This is a genomic window from Rhizobium sp. 05N49, from assembly GCF_056396805.1.
In genome coordinates this window covers 123342-142467 of the sequence record NZ_JBFTME010000010.1, presented here as the reverse complement: position 1 = coordinate 142467, position 19126 = coordinate 123342, and the positions used below count along the sequence as shown (strand labels likewise).

The window sequence follows — 19126 nt, the reverse complement described above, 5'->3', positions numbered from 1 at the left end:
TAGGTTCAGGCGGCTGCATTCGGCCGCCCGCAAGGGGGACCGGAATGGCTTATTCGTTTCGACAGACACTGGCGCTCGGCTGCTTTGCGGCCCTCCTGCCGCTTATCGCTGAAGCGCAGCAAGCGGCTGCTCCCCCGCCCGTCACCGTTGCCAAGCCCGTGGTGCGCGATGTGGTCGACAATGACGAGTTCATCGGCCGTTTTGAACCGGTCGACGAGGTCTCGGTCCGCTCGCGCGTCGGCGGCTACCTGCAGGAAGTCGACTTCACCGACGGCGCTCTGGTGAAAAAGGGCGACCGGCTCTTCGTCATCGATCAGAGGCCGTTCGTCACCGCACTCAATCAGGCCAATGCCGCACTTGAAGCGTCGAAATCGGCTCTGGTCTTTGCCGACGCACAATATAAGCGCGCCCAGTCGCTGGCTTCGAGCGGCAGCCAATCGGCCCAGACACTGGACGATCGCCGCCGCGAATTCGATTCGGCGCAGGCCAATGTCCGCGGCGCGCAGGCTGCAGCCGATCGTGCTGCTCTCGACATGGAATATACCGAGATCGCCGCCCCCCTCAGCGGCCGCATCGACCGACGCCTGATCTCTGCCGGCAATCTCGTGCAGACCGACCAGACAGTGCTCACGACGATTGTTTCTCTCGACCCGATCGATTTCTATTTCGATGTCGATGAGCGCCGCCTGCTCAACTTCGCAGATACGGCACGCAAGCTCGGCAAGGATCTCCAGCAGGGCGGCGGCGGACTGGATGTCACCGTGACGATCTCGGATCCCAATGCAAAACCGTTCCAGGGAAAACTCGATTTCGCCGAGAACCGGATCGACAACGAGAGCGGCACCATTCGTCTGCGTGCCCGCTTCCCCAATCCCGATCTCGTTCTTCAGCCCGGCCTCTTCGGCCGCATTCAGGTTGAAGCCTCCAACACCTACCAGGCCATTCTCGTCCCTGACGAGGCAATTGGCTCTGACCAGAACGAGCGCGTCGTCTACGTCGTCGGCGCCGATGGCACGGTTTCGACCAAGTCCGTGAGGCCCGGTCCGCGGCTCTACGGTTACCGTGTCATTCGTGAAGGCCTCGACGGCACCGAGACGATCATCGTCAACGGCCTGATACGCGCCCGACCGGGTGCGAAGGTAACACCTCAGATGACCGAATTGCCCAAGCAGCGGACGGATGCTCCGCCGGAAACAGCCGGCGCGGAGAGCGGCCAATGAGATTTGCCCATTTCTTCGTAGACCGGCCGATCTTTGCGGCCGTCATCTCCATTGTTCTGCTTGTTGTCGGCAGCATTGCCTACACGCAATTGCCGGTCTCCCAATATCCGGAGATTGCACCGCCGACCATCGTCGTGCGCACCTCCTATCCGGGCGCCGACCCGCAGACGATTGCCGATACGGTTTCGACCCCGCTTGAACAGCAGATCAACGGCGTCGAAGACATGCTCTACATGTCTTCCTATTCCAGTGCCGATGGCGCCATGTCGCTGACGATCACCTTCAAGCTCGGCACCGATCTCGACAAGGTCCAGGTTCTTGTGCAGAACCGCGTTTCCATCGCCCTGCCCCGACTTCCCGAGGAAGTTCAGCGTCTTGGCGTGACCACCGACAAGAGCTCGCCTGACCTGATGATGGTCGTGCACCTCCTGTCGCCGTCGCATCGCTATGACCAGCTCTACGTTTCGAACTATGCCCGCAACCGCATACGCGACGTCCTTGTCCGCCTTGATGGCGTCGGTGACGTGCAGCTCTTCGGTGAGCGCCAATATTCGATGCGAATCTGGCTGGACCCGGAAAAGCTCTCCGCCTACGGGATGACATCCGATGATGTCGTCGCCGCATTGAGAGACCAGAACGTCCAGGTATCGGGCGGCAAGATCGGCGCCCCACCGGTGACCGGCAAGAATGCGTTCGAATATACGGTGCGAACGGACGGACGTTTCTCGGATGTACGTCAGTTCCGGTACGTCATCGTGAAATCGACGGCCAGCGGCCGGCTCGTGTCGCTGCAGGATGTCGCCCGCATTGAACTCGGCGCACAGGATTACGTCACCAACAGTTATCTCAACAATGACCCGGCCGTCGCCCTCGGCATCTTCGCCCGGCCGGGAACCAATGCGCTGGATACGGCCCATCAGATCCAGGGCATCATGAAGGATCTGTCGCAGAACTTCCCGCAGGGCCTGGAATATCGGATCGTCTACGATACGACCGAATTCATCTCGGATTCGATCAATGAAGTCTACAGGACCATCGCCGAGGCTGCGATCCTCGTGGCGATCGTCGTTCTCGTCTTCCTGCAATCCTGGCGAACCGCCCTCATTCCGATCATCGCCATTCCCGTGTCGCTGATCGGCACCTTCGCCGTCCTGCTCGCCTTCGGCTTCTCTCTCAATATGCTGACGCTGTTCGGCCTCGTCCTGGCAATCGGTATCGTCGTCGACGACGCGATCGTGGTAGTGGAAAATGTCGAGCGAAACCTGGCGCGCGGCATGACCCCGAAACAGGCGGCGCACGTCACGATGGACGAAGTCGGGACCGCCGTGGTCGCCATCTCGCTGGTGCTGATCGCCGTGTTCGTGCCAACGGCCTTCATTCCGGGTATTTCCGGACAGTTCTACAAACAGTTCGCGGTGACGATTTCAGTCACGACGGCGATTTCCGCATTGAATTCGCTGACGCTTTCTCCCGCACTGGCAGGCATATTGCTGAAAACCCACGATCACGAGACCAGGCGCAAGAACATCTTCTCCCAATTGGGAAGCGGGCTTGCGAATGGATTCAATCGCGGATTCGATCGAATGAGCTCTGGCTATTCCTGGATCGTCCGGCACCTCGTCAGCAGTTGGGTAGGATTGACAGCTTCGCTTGTTGTCTTCGCCGGCCTGCTCGGGGCGACATGGTATATGGGACAGAAGGTTCCCTCRGGCTTCATCCCGACAATGGACCAGGGTTACGCAATTGTCGTCATCCAGCTTCCGGACGGCGCCTCGCTTGCGCGTACCGACGCCGTCGTCAAGCAGGTGGGCGATATCGCCCGTACGGTGCCCGGCGTCGGCAACGCCGTGCAATTTGCCGGTTTCAGCGGGGCGACCTTCACGAACGCTTCGAATTCCGGCGTCGTCTTCGTCCCCTTCAAATCCTTTGCTGAACGTGAAGAGGGCGGCGAAACCGCCAACAAAATCATCGGCGAACTGTACGGCAAGCTGCAGAGCATCCAGGAAGCCTTCATCATTGCCATCCCGCCGCCATCCGTGCGCGGCGTCGGCAATTCCGGCGGCTTCAAGATGCAGATCTCGGATCTTGAAAACGCGGACATGACGCGCGTCCTTGGTCTGGCCCGCCAGATGATGGGTGCGGCTGCAACCACACCCGGCCTGACCGGCGTCTTCACGACATTCTCGGATGCAAGTCCGCAATATTTCCTGGCGATCGACCGCGACAAGGCACGGTTCCTGAATGTACCGATCCCCAATATCTTCAACGCGCTCTCCATCAACCTCGGCACTGCCTATGTGAACGATTTCAACGCGTTCGGACGCGTCTACCAGGTTCGCGCCCAGGCCGACCGGCAATACCGCATGGACAGGGACGATATTCTCGCCCTGAAGGTTCGTTCGGCAACCGGCGCGCTGGTTCCGCTTGGTACCCTGATGGATATCCAGGATTCCAGCGGTCCGGCACTCGTCCAGCGCTACAACATGTATGTCTCGGTGCCGCTGCAGGGCAATCCGACACCCGGTACATCGACGGGCGACGCCATCAAGAAGATGGAGGGTCTGGCTGCGCAGATCCTGCCGCCGGGGACGACCTTCGAATGGACCGAACTTGCCTATCAGGAAACCCACACCGGCAATACCGCCATCTACATCTTCGCCCTGTCTGTCATTTTCGTCTTCCTTGCGCTTGCTGCGCAATATGAAAGCTGGGTCCTGCCTCTGGCGATCATCCTCATTGTTCCGCTGGCAGTGCTCGCCGCGTTGATCGGCGTCTGGCTGAGGGGAATGGACAACAACGTCCTCACCCAGATCGGTCTGATCGTCCTGATCGGCCTTGCGGCCAAGAACGCCATTCTGATCGTCGAATTTGCAAGACAGGCAGAAGAAGAGGGGAAAAGCGTCGTCGATGCCGCAATCGAGGCAAGCCATCTTCGCCTGCGCCCGATCCTGATGACGGCCTTCGCCTTCATCTTCGGCGTCCTGCCGCTTGCCATCGCCACCGGTCCCGGTGCTGAAATGCGCCAGTCGCTCGGCACGGCCGTGTTCTCGGGCATGTTGGGTGTGACGATCTTCGGCCTGTTCCTGACGCCGGTCTTCTACGTCGTGCTGCGCCGCTGGCGCAAAAAGCCGGCAGAAGCGCCGGCTCACATCGATGCTGAGGAGAATGCTGCCTGAGCTAGTTTCAGGTGGAAAACAGGTAAACCTGTCCCTGCCAGAAACGGGCGACGGAGAGCCTGCCGCTCCGGAAGGCACGGGTATCGAGATTGAGCCGCATCGGCTGCACGTCCGGCTGGTCGCTAGGCGTGTGACCATGCACGATGAGTTTCGGCAATGGCAGCGAGCTTTCCAGGAAACGCTGGCGGATGAAGGCCATGTCGTCATCGGCCTGTTCTTCGAGCGATACCCGCGGGTCGATGCCCGCATGTACGAAGGCGACATTGGGCGTATCGAGCATGATCGGCAGGGTGCGGATGAAATCGATATGCGTATGCGGCAGCGACTGGCGAATGAAGGCGTCAAGTTGCGCGCCGGAGCGGAAGACGAGCGGCAGGTGATCGGGATCGAGACCGTAGGAGCGCAGAAGCTCAGCCGCACCCATGGTCATCCAGTCGTCGTAGGACGCCCAGCCGTCAATATAGTCGAGCATGACGATCTCGTGGTTGCCGGCAAGGCAAATGCGCTCGAATCCTTCCGGCGCCGGGTCCATGAGATGGCTGATGACATGTGCCGATTGCGGACCGCGATCAATATAATCACCGAGCATGACGATGAGCTTCTTGCCCGGCAGATGTTCTGCATCACGTACGATCGCCTCTTCCGCTTTCTGCAGCAGGTCGAGACGACCATGCACGTCGCCGATGGCATAGGTCGGGATCTCTGCTATATCCATGCTCACGCGCGGGCGCGGCTGACGACCAGCCTTCGAACCCTCGCGGCTTCGTGCAAGAGAATCACTCATCATCATTCCTGATCAGTTCGCCGTCCCTTAACCATAACTAGAGCATACGGCAAGGCGATCAAGCTGGTAAGAAAATTCAACCAGCAGCGCTTTTGTGAAAAAACCGGCCTTACGCAAGCCGATGCAATCACGCACTTTTTTAGCTTTGGGAAAGAGTGGCAAATGGGCACCGTATCGCAACTGCATGACAATGTGCGCCCTCCCGCGCACCGTATCGAGACCGAGGAAGAAGCTGTTTCCGCGGCACGCCAGCTTGCGGTCGTCTTCCGCCAGCGGGCCAACGAGCGCGATATCAACCGCCTCATGCCGAACGCCGAACTCGACGCGCTCTCGCAATCCGGCCTCACTGCAATCACCGTTCCGCCCGAATATACAGGGCTCGATATTTCCAACGCTTTGCTCGCCGAGATCGTCGCCATCATCGCCGAGAGCGATGCCTCGATCGGTAGTGTGCTGGCATCTCACTTCCGCGTGCTGGAAGGGCTGCGCAACCAGCCCTCCGAAGAACTGAAGACCGCCCTCTTCTACCGCGCGCTCGACGGCGACCGTTTTGCCGCAACCCGTTTTGCCGATCAGGCAGGCCTCGTTGCCGAGGGCTCCGGCTTTCGCCTGACAGGCAGATCGGAGCAGGCAGCCGCCATCCTTTTCTCCGACTGGATCGCCGCAGCAGCGATCGATCCCGCAGGCCGCCGGGTGACGCTGCATCTGCAGCGCGACAGCGATGAGTTGCAAACCGTGGACGACTGGGATGCGTTCGGACTGCGCACCAACGGCACAGCAACGATGATTGCCGGCAAGCTGCATGTGAATGCCGATACCGTCAGCCTGGCCCCATCCGGCAGTCACACGACGGAAAGTTCCTTGGGCCTTCTCCTGCAAGCAGCCGTCAGCCTCGGCATCGCCCGTGCGGCTTTTGCCGACCTGCTCGTCATGGCGAAGGACCCCTCTGCCCTCTTCGGCAAAATCGGAAAGCGCGCTGTTCGTATCGAAACCGCGACCGGCGCGTTGGAACGGGCCGGCCGCAAACTGGATATGGCCCAGGTAAGTCCCGCCGAGCCCGCCATGGCGGACGCCTATTTCTCTGCCTCCTCCGCCTGCCTGGGCGCGACCGAGGCGGCGTTGGACACCGCGAATGCCCTTTTCGAACTGGCCCGTGGTGCGACCGGCAGTATAGCGCTCAACCTCGACTGCCACTGGCGTAACGCTCGCATCCACGACATGACGATTCAGCGCGAGCCGCTGCTCAACACGGCAGGCGCATATGTTCTGAAAATGAGAGAGAGCTGACGCAATTCCGGCAAACCGTGCCGCGCTTTTGCATCCGGAATTGCGTGAAGATGAGAGGAGTGCGGATCAGCTTGCGGCGGAAACCGGAAGCTTTTCCTCGACCGTTTCGACACCACCGCCAAGGACGAACTGTTCGAGCGTCATATTGTCGAGAATGGCAGCGATCGCGTCCCGCACTTCGGTCATCGAACGCCGCACCTGACAGGTCTCGGGATCAGAACAGTCGTCGCAGGCCTCATAAGCTGTTCGGCTTGCGCAGCGGATCGGCGCAAGCGGCCCGTCCAGCGTGCGGATGACATGACCGATGCGGATCTCAGAGGCTGGCCGCGAAAGCGAATAACCACCACCCGGTCCCTTCTTCGATCGAAGGATACCGACATTGCGCAATTCCAGGAGGATCGTATCGAGGAATTTCTTCGGGATGTTGTTGCGCGAAGCGATATCATTGATGAAGGCGGTCTCGCCCGGCGCCAGCCGCGCCAGATCAACCAGCGCCTTCAATCCGTATTTTCCCTTTTTCGTCAACATCTCGATCGCCCTGCACTTTGCGGCATTATGCTTGCGTAATAACAGGGAAATAGAGTCAAAACCATGAAGAGACAACAAAATAACCCGTTTTTATAGGTTATTTCGACTATCTATGTTGCCGTAAAACCGCGCCTTCAAGTCTCTTGGCACCTGCCAAGATTGATGAGCCGGCCCCGCCCTGGACACGTCTAAGCGGGACCGGAAACACGAACTATACCGTCTTCAGCATACCGCCATCGACGAAATAGGTAGAGCCGATGCTGTAGCTCGACCGGTCGGAGCAGAGGAAGACGAAGAAATTTGYAAGCTCCTCCGGCGTGCCGAACCGCTTGGACGAGGCATGTTCATCCGCCACGCTCTGCAGATATCCCTCCCAGTCGCCGCCCGTATCAGCCGTCAGCTGCTTGGCTGTCTTGATCCAGTCGGGCGTCAGAATAAGGCCGGCATTGACGCAGTTGACGCGAATCTTATCCTTCACGAGTTCCGTCGAGAGCGTCTTGGAAAACATCATCAACGCCGCCTTGGTGACGTTGTAGATCGGCTCGTACCAGAGCGGCTGCACGGCGCAGATGGAGGCGTTGTGAAGGATTACGCCGCCGCCGCGCCTCTTCATCTGTGGGGCGATCCCACGGGCGAGACGCACGGCTGCCATCACATGCAGATCAAAATAGGCCTGCCATTTTTCATCGGGCGCTTCCATAACCGTCTCGTTGGAGCCGGTGCCGGCATTGTTGATCAGAATGTCCGCGCCGCCGCGCTCGGCAGCTGCAGCAATGATTGCCTCCGTACCTTCGACGGTCGCAACATCGCTTTCGACCGCAATGGCGCTGACGCCGTATTTTTCGGCGATGCGCACCGCCTCTGTATCCAGTCGCTCGCGTCCACGCGCAGACAAGATGAGGTTGGCGCCTTCTGCTGCCAGCCCTTCGGCGATCGCAAGCCCGATGCCGACCGAGCCGCCGGTGATGACAGCGGTCTTACCCTTCAATCCGAGATCCATGAAATCCTCCCAATCCGGCCGGCGGTCCGGCCAATTCGCCAACTCTTCCGGCATTGGCTTTGCCCGTCAAGCCGTGGCGAAGAATCATCTGCACCGGGAGCCGATCCCTCTTGTCGCAGGCCGGGATCTGTCGCATGCCTGCGGTGATAGTGGAGGAGTTTTCATGCGACTTTATTCAGCTTGCATCGAATGGCTGTTTGCCGAGGAAGGCGACGTTTTCGCGGACCGGATCCGTCGTGCCCATGCCGCGGGCCTAGAGGCCATCGAGTTCTGGCGGTGGACCGATAAGGACCTCGGCACGATCGAAGCCGCGGTAAAGGAAACCGGTCTCAAGGTAACGAGCCTCGTGGCCGAGCCGATGATCGCTCTGACCAATGCCTCAAATCGCGAGATTTGGCTGAAGGGTCTTGCCGATTCTGTCGCCGTTGCAAAGCGCCTCGGCGCGCCGGTGCTGATCGCACAGGCGGGCGACGACCTCGCGGGTTTCACGCGGGACGAACAACGCAAGGCGCTGACGGAAACACTGCGGGCCGGTGCCGATATTCTTGACGGCAGCGGCGTGCGCCTCGGAGTCGAGCCGCTCAACATCCGCATCGACCATATCGGTTATTTCCTCGATTCCACCCGCGAGGGCCTGGACATCGTCGATGATGTCGCCCGACCGGAAATCGGCATCATCTATGATATCTATCATTCCGCCGTCATGGACGAACGCACGGAAGATGTTCTCGCTGGCCGCATGGACCGCGTGTTTCACGTCCATGTGGCCGATCACCCCGGCCGCAACGAACCTGGTAGCGGCACGATCGATCTCGCTCACCGCCTCAACTGGATCTTCGCCAATGGCTACACCGGCGCTGTCGGCCTGGAATACAAGCCGATAGCACCGGGTGCCGATGCGGTGAAGGCGGCTATTGCGACGTTGGAGTGACACTCATTCTGCCGCCACCCGGCAGCACGGCCCCTCATTTAACGAGCGCGTTGTTCCGAGCGAGTTCCGATTGCGGCTTTGCTGGATCGGTCGCTGCCGCGACCTTGCACGGACCGGCTGAACGGCGCTCGACGATCCGCGAAGCGATCATGACCCGGCGGGCTGGCATGCCGGGCAGGCGCGGATTTTCGATCCGCTCGAGAAGCAGCCGGAGACCGACAGCTCCACCCTCCTGTCCTTCCATTTTCACCGTCGTCAATGGCGGTGAAATCTGCGTGGCCGGCGAGAAATCGCCAAAGCCGATGACCGAGACGTCATCGGGAATACGGTAGCCCTGGCCCAGCAGCTCGGAAACCACCGTCAGCGCCAGTCCGTCATGGGCACAGAAGAAGGCCGTCGGGTGAATGCCCTTTGCCTTGAGGTCGCGGAAGGCTTCACCGAAGCCGACCTGCTCGTCGAACCGCAAGACATGCAGCGAAACATCCTCGCAGCGTTCGGCAATCTCTCGCGCCCCATAGAAGCGCTCGCGCCGACCCCGGAAACCCGGCGTGCCGTTGACATAACAGATCGACCGGTGGCCAAGCCCGATCAGATATTGAAGCACCGCTTGGCCCGCCTCATGATCCGTACCGGTGATCTGGTCAGCCTGCTCCAACGGATCAACCCAACCGAAACGCACGATCGGCACCCCGATTGCGGTTGCTGCGGCGATTGCCTCCCGGTCATGCGGGCCGACAAGCAGCAGCCCGGCGCAGGAACGCGCCAATTCCTCAAGCTGATCGGGGCTATGTGTCCAACGGACGCGGAGCGCCATGCCCAGCCTGTGTGCCTCACGCTGCACGCCATTCTGGATCTGCATGTAGAGTTCGCTGTTGACGGCATCGAGGTCGTGGAAAACAACAGCGATATCGTTCGTCTGGGATTGGCCCGCAGGACGCGTGTAACCCAGCCGCTCTGCCGTCGCGCGGATCAGCGTGCGGGTTTCCTCACTGACGCCGCTCTTGCCGGCAAGCGAACGCGAAACCGCATATTTCGAGAGACCGACCTCCCGCGCGATCGTCTGTAAGGTAACCCGCCCCCTGCTTCCCACTCTCCACCTCGATAGTCACCTGGCGCTCGGAGCGCTTCGCTACACGTTCTTTGCCAAAATTGCAAATTCTTGCACTAACAAAACATAACGCTTTACCTAACAATATCCAAATGTATTCTTTCCGTTATCCAAGCCCGAGAGCAAAAATAACGATAAGGGCTGAGGATTTTTGGAGGAGAACCCTATGATCAAGCTGAAACGTCGTGCGTTTCTGGCCGGAACTTCGGCCGTTCTGATCCTGCCGGCCCTGCCGGTTTTCGCCGCCGACTTCAGGGAAGCGGATATTCTGAAGGAGAAAGTTTCAAGCGGCGCGCTGCCGGCCCTGAAGGACCGGCTGCCGGAAAATCCGCTCGTTATCAAGCCGGTCGAAAGCGTCGGCAAATACGGCGGCGACTGGAATATGGCGCTCGTCGGCGGCGGTTCGCTGTCTATGCTGTTCCGCTATCAGGCCTATGAGCCGCTGCTGCGCTATACCCCTGACTGGTCCGGCGTGACGCTGAACGTCGCTGAAGCCTTCGATGGCAATGCGGATTCCACCGAATACACCATCCGCCTGCGCAAGGGTATGAAGTGGTCGGACGGCCAGCCCTATACCACCGCCGACGTGAAGTTCTGGTACGATACGATCCTGACCGACAAACGCGTCGCCGTGAACGGCCAGGGCCATTGGAAAACGGCAGGCAAGCCGGCGAAGCTCGAAATCGTTGACGAACAGACGTTTAAAGTTATCTTCGCAAAACCTAACGGTATGTTCCCGTTGCAGGTTGCCTGGGCGAACAGCGACCATACGACCCGTTGCCCCAAACATTACCTCGAGCAGTTCCATATCGATTATAATCCAAAGGCCGATGAGTTTGCCAAGGAACGCGGTTTCGAAAGCTGGATCGCCGCCTTCCAGTCCGCCTCCGGCTTCCAGGACGACAACGCCTTCTTCCTGAACTCCTCGAAGAAGCCCTGCCTGCACGCCTGGATGTTCACAACCGCGCCCGGCGAAAATACCGAACGCGCTGTTGCCGAACGCAACCCCTTCTATTGGAAGGTGGATACGGAGGGTAACCAACTCCCCTATATGGATCGCATCGTCTACCAGATGGTCGCCGATCCGCAGGTGCTGCTGCTGAAGGCCATGCAGGGTGAAGTCGACCTGATGGACCAGTATATCGCGACACCGAACAACAAGTCGGTGCTCTACGATGCGCGCGAGCAGGGCAAGTATGATTTCTACACGCTGACTTCGACCGAAGCCAACGTGATGAACTTCATATTCAACCTGAACCACAATGACGAGACCAAACGCAAGCTCTTCCGCAACAGGGATTTCCGCGCAGCTCTGTCCATGGCGCTCGATCGCCAATCGCTGATCGATGCCGTGCTCGTCGGCCAGGGCGCTCCTGCCCAGCCGTCCATCAAGCAGGGCGATCCGCTCTACAACGAGCAGCTTGCCACGCAGTTCACGAGCTACGATGTCGACAAGGCGAATGCCATGCTCGACACGTTGATCCCGAAGCGCGACGACCAGAACTTCCGTCTCGATGAAAAGGGCCGCCGCCTGACGGTGATCTTCGAGATCGACCAGGCGCGCGCCGTCTTCCTCGATCTCTTCCAGCTGGTCATTCCGATGTTCCAGGCCGTCGGCATCGATGCGCAGATGCGCACCATGGACCGCTCGCTCTGGGAAACCCGCGTCCGTCAGGGCCGCGATTTCGATGCCACGGCTCACCAGTTCGGCGCCAATGGCGGCGTCGCCGCCATGCTCGACCCGCGTTACTACGTGCCGACGGATTCGAACGCCATGTATGCTCCAGCCTGGCAGCTCTGGTATCTCGACCGCAACAACGCCAATGCTGAAGAGCCCCCGGAGGAAACGAAGAAGCAGCTTGAGCTCTACGACAAGCTGAAGGCAACCTCCGATCCTGCCGGCCAGCAGGAGATCATGAAACAGATCCTGCAGGGTGCTGCCGAGAACTTCTATGTCTTCGGCATTTCCCAGCCACCGGATGGCTACGGCGTCGTCAAGAACAACATGAAGAACATCACGAAGACCATGCCGAACTCCTTCGGCTGGCCGACCCCTGCTCCCACCATGCCAGAGCAGTTCTACAAGGTCTGATGGCCTGCGACAGCAATGATGTTTTCCAGGCGCCGGCCTCACCGGCTGGCGCCTTGGTCCCTCTTTTGCCAATGATTGGATGAAGACGATGCTCGACGCCAGAAGACAGAATACAGACACGCTGCGCACACCAGACTGGTTCAAGACCGCAACGCGCTGGACCCAGCTCACTTTCGTCGAAGACGATCCAGAGAAATACGATCCGGCCTTCTGGGTCGATGTCTTCAAGCGCACGAAATCCAACGCGGTCTGCCTCAGCGCCGGCGGCTACATCGCCTATTATCCGAGCGAAGTGCCCTATCACTACGTGAGCAAATATCTGGGTGATAAGGACATCTTCGGCGCGCTCGTCGATGCCGCCCGCAAGCTCGACATGCATGTCATGGCCCGCGTCGATCCGCACGCCATTCACGACGATGCCGCCAAGGCGCATCCCGAATGGGTGATGATCAATGCCGACGGCACACCGCGACGCCACTGGGCCTATCCGGATGTCTGGGTCACGAACGCCTATGGCGATTACAACACCGTCTTCATGCCTGAAGTGGTCAAGGAGATCGTCCGCAAATACGATATCGACGCCGTCTTCGCCAATCGCTGGCAGGGCCATGGCGTCGATTACAGCGAAGACAGTGCCCGCCGCTTCAAGGATATGTTCGGCCACGCCCTGCCGACGAAACCCGATGCCGACGACCCGGCCTGGCAGGCCTGGGTGCAGTGGCGCCGCCGGGTTCTGACCGACATGATCGCCCAGTGGGACGATGCGGTCAAAGCGATCCGCCCGCATGCGAGCTTCATCCCGAACATGGGCGGCGCTTCGCTGATGGAATTCGATCTCTCTGTCATCGCCAAACACTGCCCCTTCCTCGTCGTCGACCATCAGGGCCGCAAGGGCCTCGAACTCGGCTGGTCGGCCGGCCGCAACGGCAAGCGCATCCGTGCCACCTTCCCCGATCGGCCTGTCGTGCTCATCACCTCGATCGGCCCGGAAGAGGAATATCGCTGGAAGGATGCAGTCACCTCGGGCGAGGAAATGCAGCTCTGGATCAATGACGGCACGGCCCACGGCCTTTATGCCTGGTTCACCAAGTTCAACGGCGTCGTACCCGACAAGCGCTGGGTCGAACCTGTCGCCGATGCTTTCGCCCTGCAGGCGGCCGTCGAGCCTGTCCTAGAAAGCATGCGTCCGACGGCAGAAATCGCCGTCATCGACCCCTCGACGACGCTCCGCCACTGGGCGCCGGAAGAGCGCCACAACGCTGAGAAGCATGATCTTGGCTTCTATCATGCGCTCGTCGAAGCCCGCCTGCCCTTCGAGCTTCTCTCGGATCAGGTTCTGACCAAGGAAAACCTCGACCGCTTCAAGCTGATCATCCTCGCCAACGCCTCCTGCCTTTCAGATGCGCAGAACGCGGCGATCCGCGCCTATGTCGAGCGCGGCGGTAGCGTCATCGCGTCCTACGAAACCTCGCTGCGCGACGAATTCGGCAAGAAACGCAGCGAATTCGGCCTCTCAGACGTGCTCGGCGCCAAGTTCGTCTCCGGCCCACGCGGCATCGTCAAGAACACCTACGTGGCGCTCTCGGGCGATCATCCGGTCAATCAAGGCTATGACGGTGCCGAGCGCATCATGGGTGGCACGCGCCTGATCCATGCCGATCCCATCGGCAACGCGACGACACCCTTCCTCTATGTGCCCGACTTCCCGGATCTGCCGATGGAGGAAGTCTATCCGCGCAAGGCCCCCGAAGGTGCTGGCGTTATCGCCCGTGAAACCGGCAAGGGTGGCCGCACCGTCTATATGCCCTGGAATATCGGCGAGATCTTCTGGGAAGTCTTTGCTGTCGACCACGGAAAGCTGATTACTAATGCAGTCCACTGGGCACTTGGCAAGACGCCGCGCGTCACCGTCGAAGGCCCCGGCGTCCTCGACATGGCGTTGCGCGAAAATGCTGAAGGCGTCGCGCTCAGCCTCTTCAACCTCACAAACCCGATGATGATGAAGGGGCCGATACGCGAAAATTACCCTCTGGCGGCGCAGACGGTTTCGGTGGAAATTCCTCCGGGCAAATCGGTAGCCAAAGCATGGCTTGTTGTTACCGACCGCGCCGCAAACTTCAGCGTCAAGGACGGCCGTGCACAGGTGGAGGTGCCCGGCATCGAACGGCTGGAGGTGCTGCACCTCACCTGGAAATGAGGTGCTGAAGCAAGGAGGAGCGCTTTCGGCCTGAAGGGGCCGAAAGCGGATGGAGATCCGAAGGAAGCGCCTGACCGGGCGCTCTCAACGGGAGGAGAAACTTTCCGATGCTTGGCTATATTTTCAAGCGCGTGCTCTACATGATCCCGACGCTGATCGGCATGTCGCTGATCTCGTTCCTGATCATCCAGCTGCCGCCGGGTGACTACCTGACCTCGATGATCGCGACGATGAGCGACAGCGGCCAGGCTGTCGATCCTGCGCAGATCGAGCGGCTGAAAGAAATCTACGGCTTCGACGACCCCTTCTATATCCAGTATCTCAAATGGATTTGGGGCATCATCAGTCGCGGCGATTTCGGCTGGTCCTTCGAATGGAACCAGCCCGTCTCCGGCCTCATCTGGGCGCGCATGGGCTCGACGTTGGTCATCTCACTGCTGAGCCTCCTCTTCGTCTGGATCGTCGCCCTGCCAATCGGCATCTACTCGGCTGTGCGCCGCCATTCGATCAGCGACCACGTCTTCACCTTCTTCGGCTTCATCGGTCTCGCAGTACCAAACTTCATCCTGGCGCTGACACTGATGTATGTCGCCTACCGCTATCTCGGGCAGAGCGTCGGCGGTCTCAATTCACCCGAATATGCCGAGGCGCCGTGGAGCCTCGCCAAGATCGGCGACTTCCTCGCCCATCTCTGGATTCCGATCATCATCATCGGCGCCTCGGGCACGGCCGCCCTCATTCGCATCCTGCGCGCCAATCTGACGGACGAGCTGCACAAGCCCTATGTCATCACCGCCCGCGCCAAGGGCCTGCCGGAATACAAGGTGATCATGAAATATCCGGTGCGCATTGCGCTGAACCCCTTCGTCTCGGCGATCGGCTGGGTGCTGCCGCATCTCGTCTCCGGCGTCACCATCACCGCCATCGTCCTGAACCTGCCGACCGCAGGTCCCCTGCTCTTCCGCGCGCTGGTCTCGCAGGACATGTATCTTGCCGGCAGCTTCATCCTGCTGCTCTCGGCGCTCACCCTCGTCGGCATGCTCCTGTCGGACCTGCTGCTTGCGCTGCTCGATCCGCGCATCCGGTTCAATTGAGGACGCGCCGATGACGCACGAAACATTCGGAACCCAAACCGGCCCCCTGCATGTCGTCGCCGACGGCCCCTCGATCAGCCCGCTGAAACAGGGCAAGACCGTCTCGACTGCCGCTGTCGGTCCCTGGCAACTGATTGCCGGTAAACTGATCCGCCAGAAAGTGGCGATGGTCGCCGGCGTAATCATCCTGCTGCTTTATCTGATCGGCCTGTTTGCCGAATTCCTGGCGCCCTCTTTGCCCGCGACCTCGAAGCCGCAATATACCTACGCACCGCCACAGAGCCTGAGCTTCTTCGTGACCAAGCAGGATGGCAGCTCGGAATTCAATTTCCATGTGAAGGGCTACAAGGTGGAGATCGACAAGGTGGCCTTGAGGCGCACCTTTGTCGTTGACGATACCAAGGTCGTGCCGGTCGGCTTCTTCGTCAAAGGCCCGGCCTATCAGCTCTGGGGCTTGATCCCGATGACCACGCATTTCTTCGGCCCGATCAACCCCAATGACCCGATGTACCTGCTCGGTGCCGATCGCCTCGGTCGAGACGTTCTGACCCGGCTGATCTACGGCACCCGCATTTCCATGTCGATTGGCCTCGTCGGCGTCGCCATGTCACTGGTGCTCGGCGTGGTACTCGGCTCGATCTCCGGCTTCTATGGCGGCTGGGTGGATACACTGATCCAGCGCGTCATCGAAGTTGTCAGTGCCATGCCAACCATCCCGCTCTGGCTCGGGCTTGCAGCAGCAATTCCGCTCACGTGGTCGCCGGTCAACGTCTATTTCGTCATCACCATCATCGTCTCGCTGCTTGGCTGGACCAGTCTTGCCCGCGAGGTGCGCGGCCGTTTCCTGGCGCTGCGCAGCGAAGATTTCGTCACCGCCGCAAAGCTCGACGGCTCGAGCGAGGCACGGCTGATCTTCCGCCATATCCTGCCCTCGCTGACGAGCCACATCCTCGCCGTCGTCACACTCGCGGTTCCGACGATGATCGTTGCCGAAACCTCGCTCTCCTTCCTCGGCATCGGCCTCAAGCCGCCTGTCGTCAGCTGGGGCGTGCTGCTTCAGGACGCCCAGAACATCCGCACGGTCGCGACCGCGCCCTGGCTGCTGATCTGGCCGTCCCTGGCGGTCGTCATTGCCGTCCTGTCCTTCAACTTCTTCGGCGACGGCCTGCGCGATGCAGCCGATCCCTATGACAATTGAGGAGGAAGCCATGACCGATCTTCCCGATGACGTCGTTCTCTCGGTTGAAAACCTCTCGATCGATTTCCGGCTCCGCACGCATATCCTGCATGCCGTCGAAGATGTCAGCTTCCAGCTCAAGCGCGGGCAGACGCTCTGCCTCGTCGGCGAAAGCGGTTCGGGCAAGAGTGTAACTGCTCGCTCGCTGCTGCAGATTGTCGATAAGCCCGGTACGATCGTCGGCGGTCGCATCCTGTTGCGCAACGGCAGCGAGATCACTGATATCGCCACGCTTCAGCCCGGCAGCCGCGCCATGCGCGAGATCCGCGGCCGGCGCATCGGCCTCATCTTCCAGGAGCCGATGAGCTCGCTCTCGCCGGTTCACACGATCGGCTCGCAGATCGTCGAGGCGATCCGTCTGCACAGCAATCTCGACAAGAAGGCGGCGCGCGCCCGCATGGTCGAGCTGCTGCGACAGGTGGAAATCCCCAATCCCGACAAGATGGCCGACCGCTACACGTTCGAATTCTCCGGCGGCATGCGCCAGCGCGCCATGATAGCCATGGCGCTCGCCGGCAATCCCGATATCCTGATCGCCGACGAGCCGACCACCGCTCTCGACGTAACGACGCAGGCGGAAATCCTCGACCTCATCAAACGCCTGCAGGTCGATCGCGGCATGGCGATGCTGCTTATCACCCACGACATGGGCGTGGTGGCTGAGGTGGCGGATGATGTCGCCGTCATGCGCTTCGGCCATATCGTCGAGCGTGGCCCGGTCGATGCGATCTATCATGCAGCCACCCATCCCTATACACGCCAGCTGCTGGCCTCGACGGTGAAGCTGACACATCATGTCGAAGGCAGACTGCCGGCCATCGCCATCTCTTCACAAGCACCGCAGCCGATCCTCTCGGTGCGCAATCTCAGCAAGACCTTCGGCTGGCATGGGAACGCCAACACGCTGCGTGCCGTCGACGACGCCAATTTCGACCTCTACCCCGGTGAAAATCTCGGCATCGTCGGCGAAAGCGGTTCCGGCAAGACGACGCTCGGCCGCCTAATCCTGCGCACCGTCGAGCCGACGACCGGTACCGTCCTCTATCGCGACAAGGATGGCGGTGAGACCGACGTCACCGAGCTCGGCAAGAAGGAGCTGCGCAACTTCCATCGCGAAGTCCGTCTCGTTTTCCAGGATCCCTTCGCCTCACTGAATCCGCGCATGACCGTCAAGGAGGTGATCGCCGATCCCTTGATCGTCAACGGCCTAGCCAAGGGCAAGGCGCTGGAAGATCGCGTCGCCGAACTGATGCGCCTCGTCGGCCTCGATCCGATGGGCATGGAGCGCTATCCGCACGCCTTCTCGGGCGGCCAGCGCCAGCGCATCGGCATTGCCCGCGCCCTTGCGCTCGATCCCCGCATCATCATCGCCGATGAAGCGACCTCGGCGCTCGACGTCTCGATCCGCAGCCAGATCCTCGATCTGCTGCTCGATATCCGCCAGCGGCTGAACCTGAGCTTCATCTTCATCTCCCACGATATTTCCGTGGTACGCTATTTCTGCGACCGTGTAGCCGTCATGCACCGCGGCAAGATCGTCGAACTTGGCGAGGCCGAGCAGATCTGCACCGCGCCGCAGGAAGCCTATACGAAGAGCCTCATTTCAGCCGTTCCCAATCCCGACCCACGCGACAAGCGCATGCTGCACCGGCATCGGTTTGTCGCTCCCGCCAATGCCTGAGGATGTTCCAGTGCCGAGATTTTCCGCCAATCTTTCCTTCCTCTATCAGGATCTTGCCTTCCTCGATCGTTTCGCTGCTGCCGCGAAGGACGGCTTCGGCGCGCTCGAATATCTCGGCCCCTATGCCGAACCGAAGGAAAAGGTCGCCGATGCGCTCAAGGCAAACGGCCTGAAGCAGGCACTCTTCAACGTTCCCTCGGGTGACTGGGCCGGCGGCGAGCGCGGTATCGCCTGCCTGCCGGATCGTATCGAGGAATTCCGGAGCGGCATATCGCTGGCGCTCGATTACGCCAAGGCGCTCGCCTGCCCTCAAGTCAACGTCATCTCCGGACTCGTGCCAAAGGGCGCCGATCTTGAAACGCTGGAAAAAGTGCTGGTCGAGAACCTGAAATATGCCGCCGAGCGCGCGGCCGACGCCGGCGTGAAGCTGCTGATCGAGCCGATCAATCTGCGCGATATTCCCGGCTTCTTCCTGTCGAACACAGATCATGCCGAGCGTATCCTCGAAAAGGTCGGCTCCGACAATCTCTACATCCAGTATGATTTCTACCACATGCAGATCATGCAGGGCGACCTGATCCCGACCTTCACAAGGCTGAAGGACAGGATCGCCCATGTGCAGATCGCCGACAATCCCGGCCGCAACGAGCCCGGCACGGGCGAGATCAACTATGGCTTCATCCTCTCCGAACTCGACCGCCTCGGCTACGACGGCTGGGTCGGCTGCGAATACAAGCCGAAGGCCGGCACCAGCGAAGGCCTTGGCTGGATGAAACCCTATCGGAAGTGAG

14 protein-coding genes are annotated in these 19126 nt (G+C 60.4%); 10 read left to right on the top strand and 4 right to left on the bottom strand.

The annotated features are described in order from the left end of the window. Positions 1-44 precede the first annotated feature (44 nt). Positions 45-1220, top strand: coding sequence for an efflux RND transporter periplasmic adaptor subunit (locus AC1DF8_RS20935; RefSeq protein ID WP_112543953.1), 1176 nt, complete (start codon positions 45-47; stop codon positions 1218-1220). Continuing rightward, positions 1217-4396 carry an efflux RND transporter permease subunit gene (locus AC1DF8_RS20930; RefSeq protein WP_478154780.1) on the top strand — a complete coding sequence of 1060 codons (3180 nt, stop codon included), beginning with the start codon at positions 1217-1219 and terminating at the stop codon, positions 4394-4396. The genes AC1DF8_RS20935 and AC1DF8_RS20930 overlap by 4 nt, the downstream gene beginning before the upstream one ends. Before the next feature lie 7 nt (positions 4397-4403). Here AC1DF8_RS20930 and AC1DF8_RS20925 read toward each other — a convergent pair whose 3' ends face one another. Beyond that, on the bottom strand, positions 4404-5180 hold the full coding sequence (locus AC1DF8_RS20925) for a metallophosphoesterase (RefSeq protein WP_112544054.1): 777 nt from the start codon (positions 5178-5180) through the stop codon (positions 4404-4406). Positions 5181-5342: 162 nt separating this feature from the next. On the opposite strand from AC1DF8_RS20925, the gene AC1DF8_RS20920 reads away from it, so the two are divergent. After that, entirely contained in the window at positions 5343-6467 is a 1125-nt protein-coding gene (locus AC1DF8_RS20920) for an acyl-CoA dehydrogenase family protein (RefSeq protein ID WP_478154779.1), read from the top strand. A gap of 66 nt (positions 6468-6533) precedes the next feature. Here the strand turns inward: AC1DF8_RS20920 and AC1DF8_RS20915 are convergent, their stop codons facing one another. Both AC1DF8_RS20915 and AC1DF8_RS20910 read right to left on the bottom strand, forming a co-directional pair. Next, the gene (locus AC1DF8_RS20915) at positions 6534-6995 is read right to left on the bottom strand and encodes an RrF2 family transcriptional regulator (protein WP_112543950.1); all 462 of its coding nucleotides are present in this window, start codon (positions 6993-6995) and stop codon (positions 6534-6536) included. Between the two features lie 211 nt (positions 6996-7206). Continuing rightward, on the bottom strand, positions 7207-7995 hold the full coding sequence (locus AC1DF8_RS20910; protein WP_478154777.1) for an SDR family NAD(P)-dependent oxidoreductase: 789 nt from the start codon (positions 7993-7995) through the stop codon (positions 7207-7209). Between the two features lie 163 nt (positions 7996-8158). Between AC1DF8_RS20910 and AC1DF8_RS20905 the strand changes: the two genes are divergently transcribed. Next, complete coding sequence (locus AC1DF8_RS20905; protein ID WP_478154775.1) at positions 8159-8926, top strand: TIM barrel protein; 768 nt, start codon at positions 8159-8161, stop codon at positions 8924-8926. Between the two features lie 34 nt (positions 8927-8960). Here AC1DF8_RS20905 and AC1DF8_RS20900 read toward each other — a convergent pair whose 3' ends face one another. Next, positions 8961-10016: a LacI family DNA-binding transcriptional regulator gene (locus AC1DF8_RS20900; RefSeq protein ID WP_478154773.1), complete on the bottom strand. Its 1056-nt coding sequence runs from the start codon at positions 10014-10016 to the stop codon at positions 8961-8963. A 184-nt stretch (positions 10017-10200) separates the two neighbouring features. Between AC1DF8_RS20900 and AC1DF8_RS20895 the strand changes: the two genes are divergently transcribed. The 6 genes from AC1DF8_RS20895 to otnI all read left to right on the top strand — a co-directional run bounded on the left by AC1DF8_RS20895 (position 10201) and on the right by otnI (position 19125). Then, entirely contained in the window at positions 10201-12126 is a 1926-nt protein-coding gene (locus AC1DF8_RS20895) for an ABC transporter substrate-binding protein (RefSeq protein ID WP_478154771.1), read from the top strand. An 88-nt stretch (positions 12127-12214) separates the two neighbouring features. Continuing rightward, complete coding sequence (locus AC1DF8_RS20890) at positions 12215-14323, top strand: family 10 glycosylhydrolase (protein ID WP_478154770.1); 2109 nt, start codon at positions 12215-12217, stop codon at positions 14321-14323. 107 nt (positions 14324-14430) lie between these two features. Beyond that, positions 14431-15417 (top strand): ABC transporter permease, encoded by a 987-nt coding sequence (locus AC1DF8_RS20885; RefSeq protein ID WP_112543945.1) that lies wholly within the window; start codon positions 14431-14433, stop codon positions 15415-15417. A 10-nt stretch (positions 15418-15427) separates the two neighbouring features. After that, positions 15428-16615 (top strand): ABC transporter permease, encoded by a 1188-nt coding sequence (locus AC1DF8_RS20880; protein WP_478154769.1) that lies wholly within the window; start codon positions 15428-15430, stop codon positions 16613-16615. 10 nt (positions 16616-16625) lie between these two features. Continuing rightward, a complete protein-coding gene (locus tag AC1DF8_RS20875) occupies positions 16626-18335 on the top strand; it encodes an ABC transporter ATP-binding protein (RefSeq protein ID WP_478154768.1) in 1710 nt (569 codons plus the stop codon). Between the two features lie 10 nt (positions 18336-18345). Beyond that, a complete protein-coding gene (gene otnI, locus AC1DF8_RS20870) occupies positions 18346-19125 on the top strand; it encodes a 2-oxo-tetronate isomerase (RefSeq protein WP_478154767.1) in 780 nt (259 codons plus the stop codon). The last annotated feature ends 1 nt before the right edge of the window (position 19126 follow it).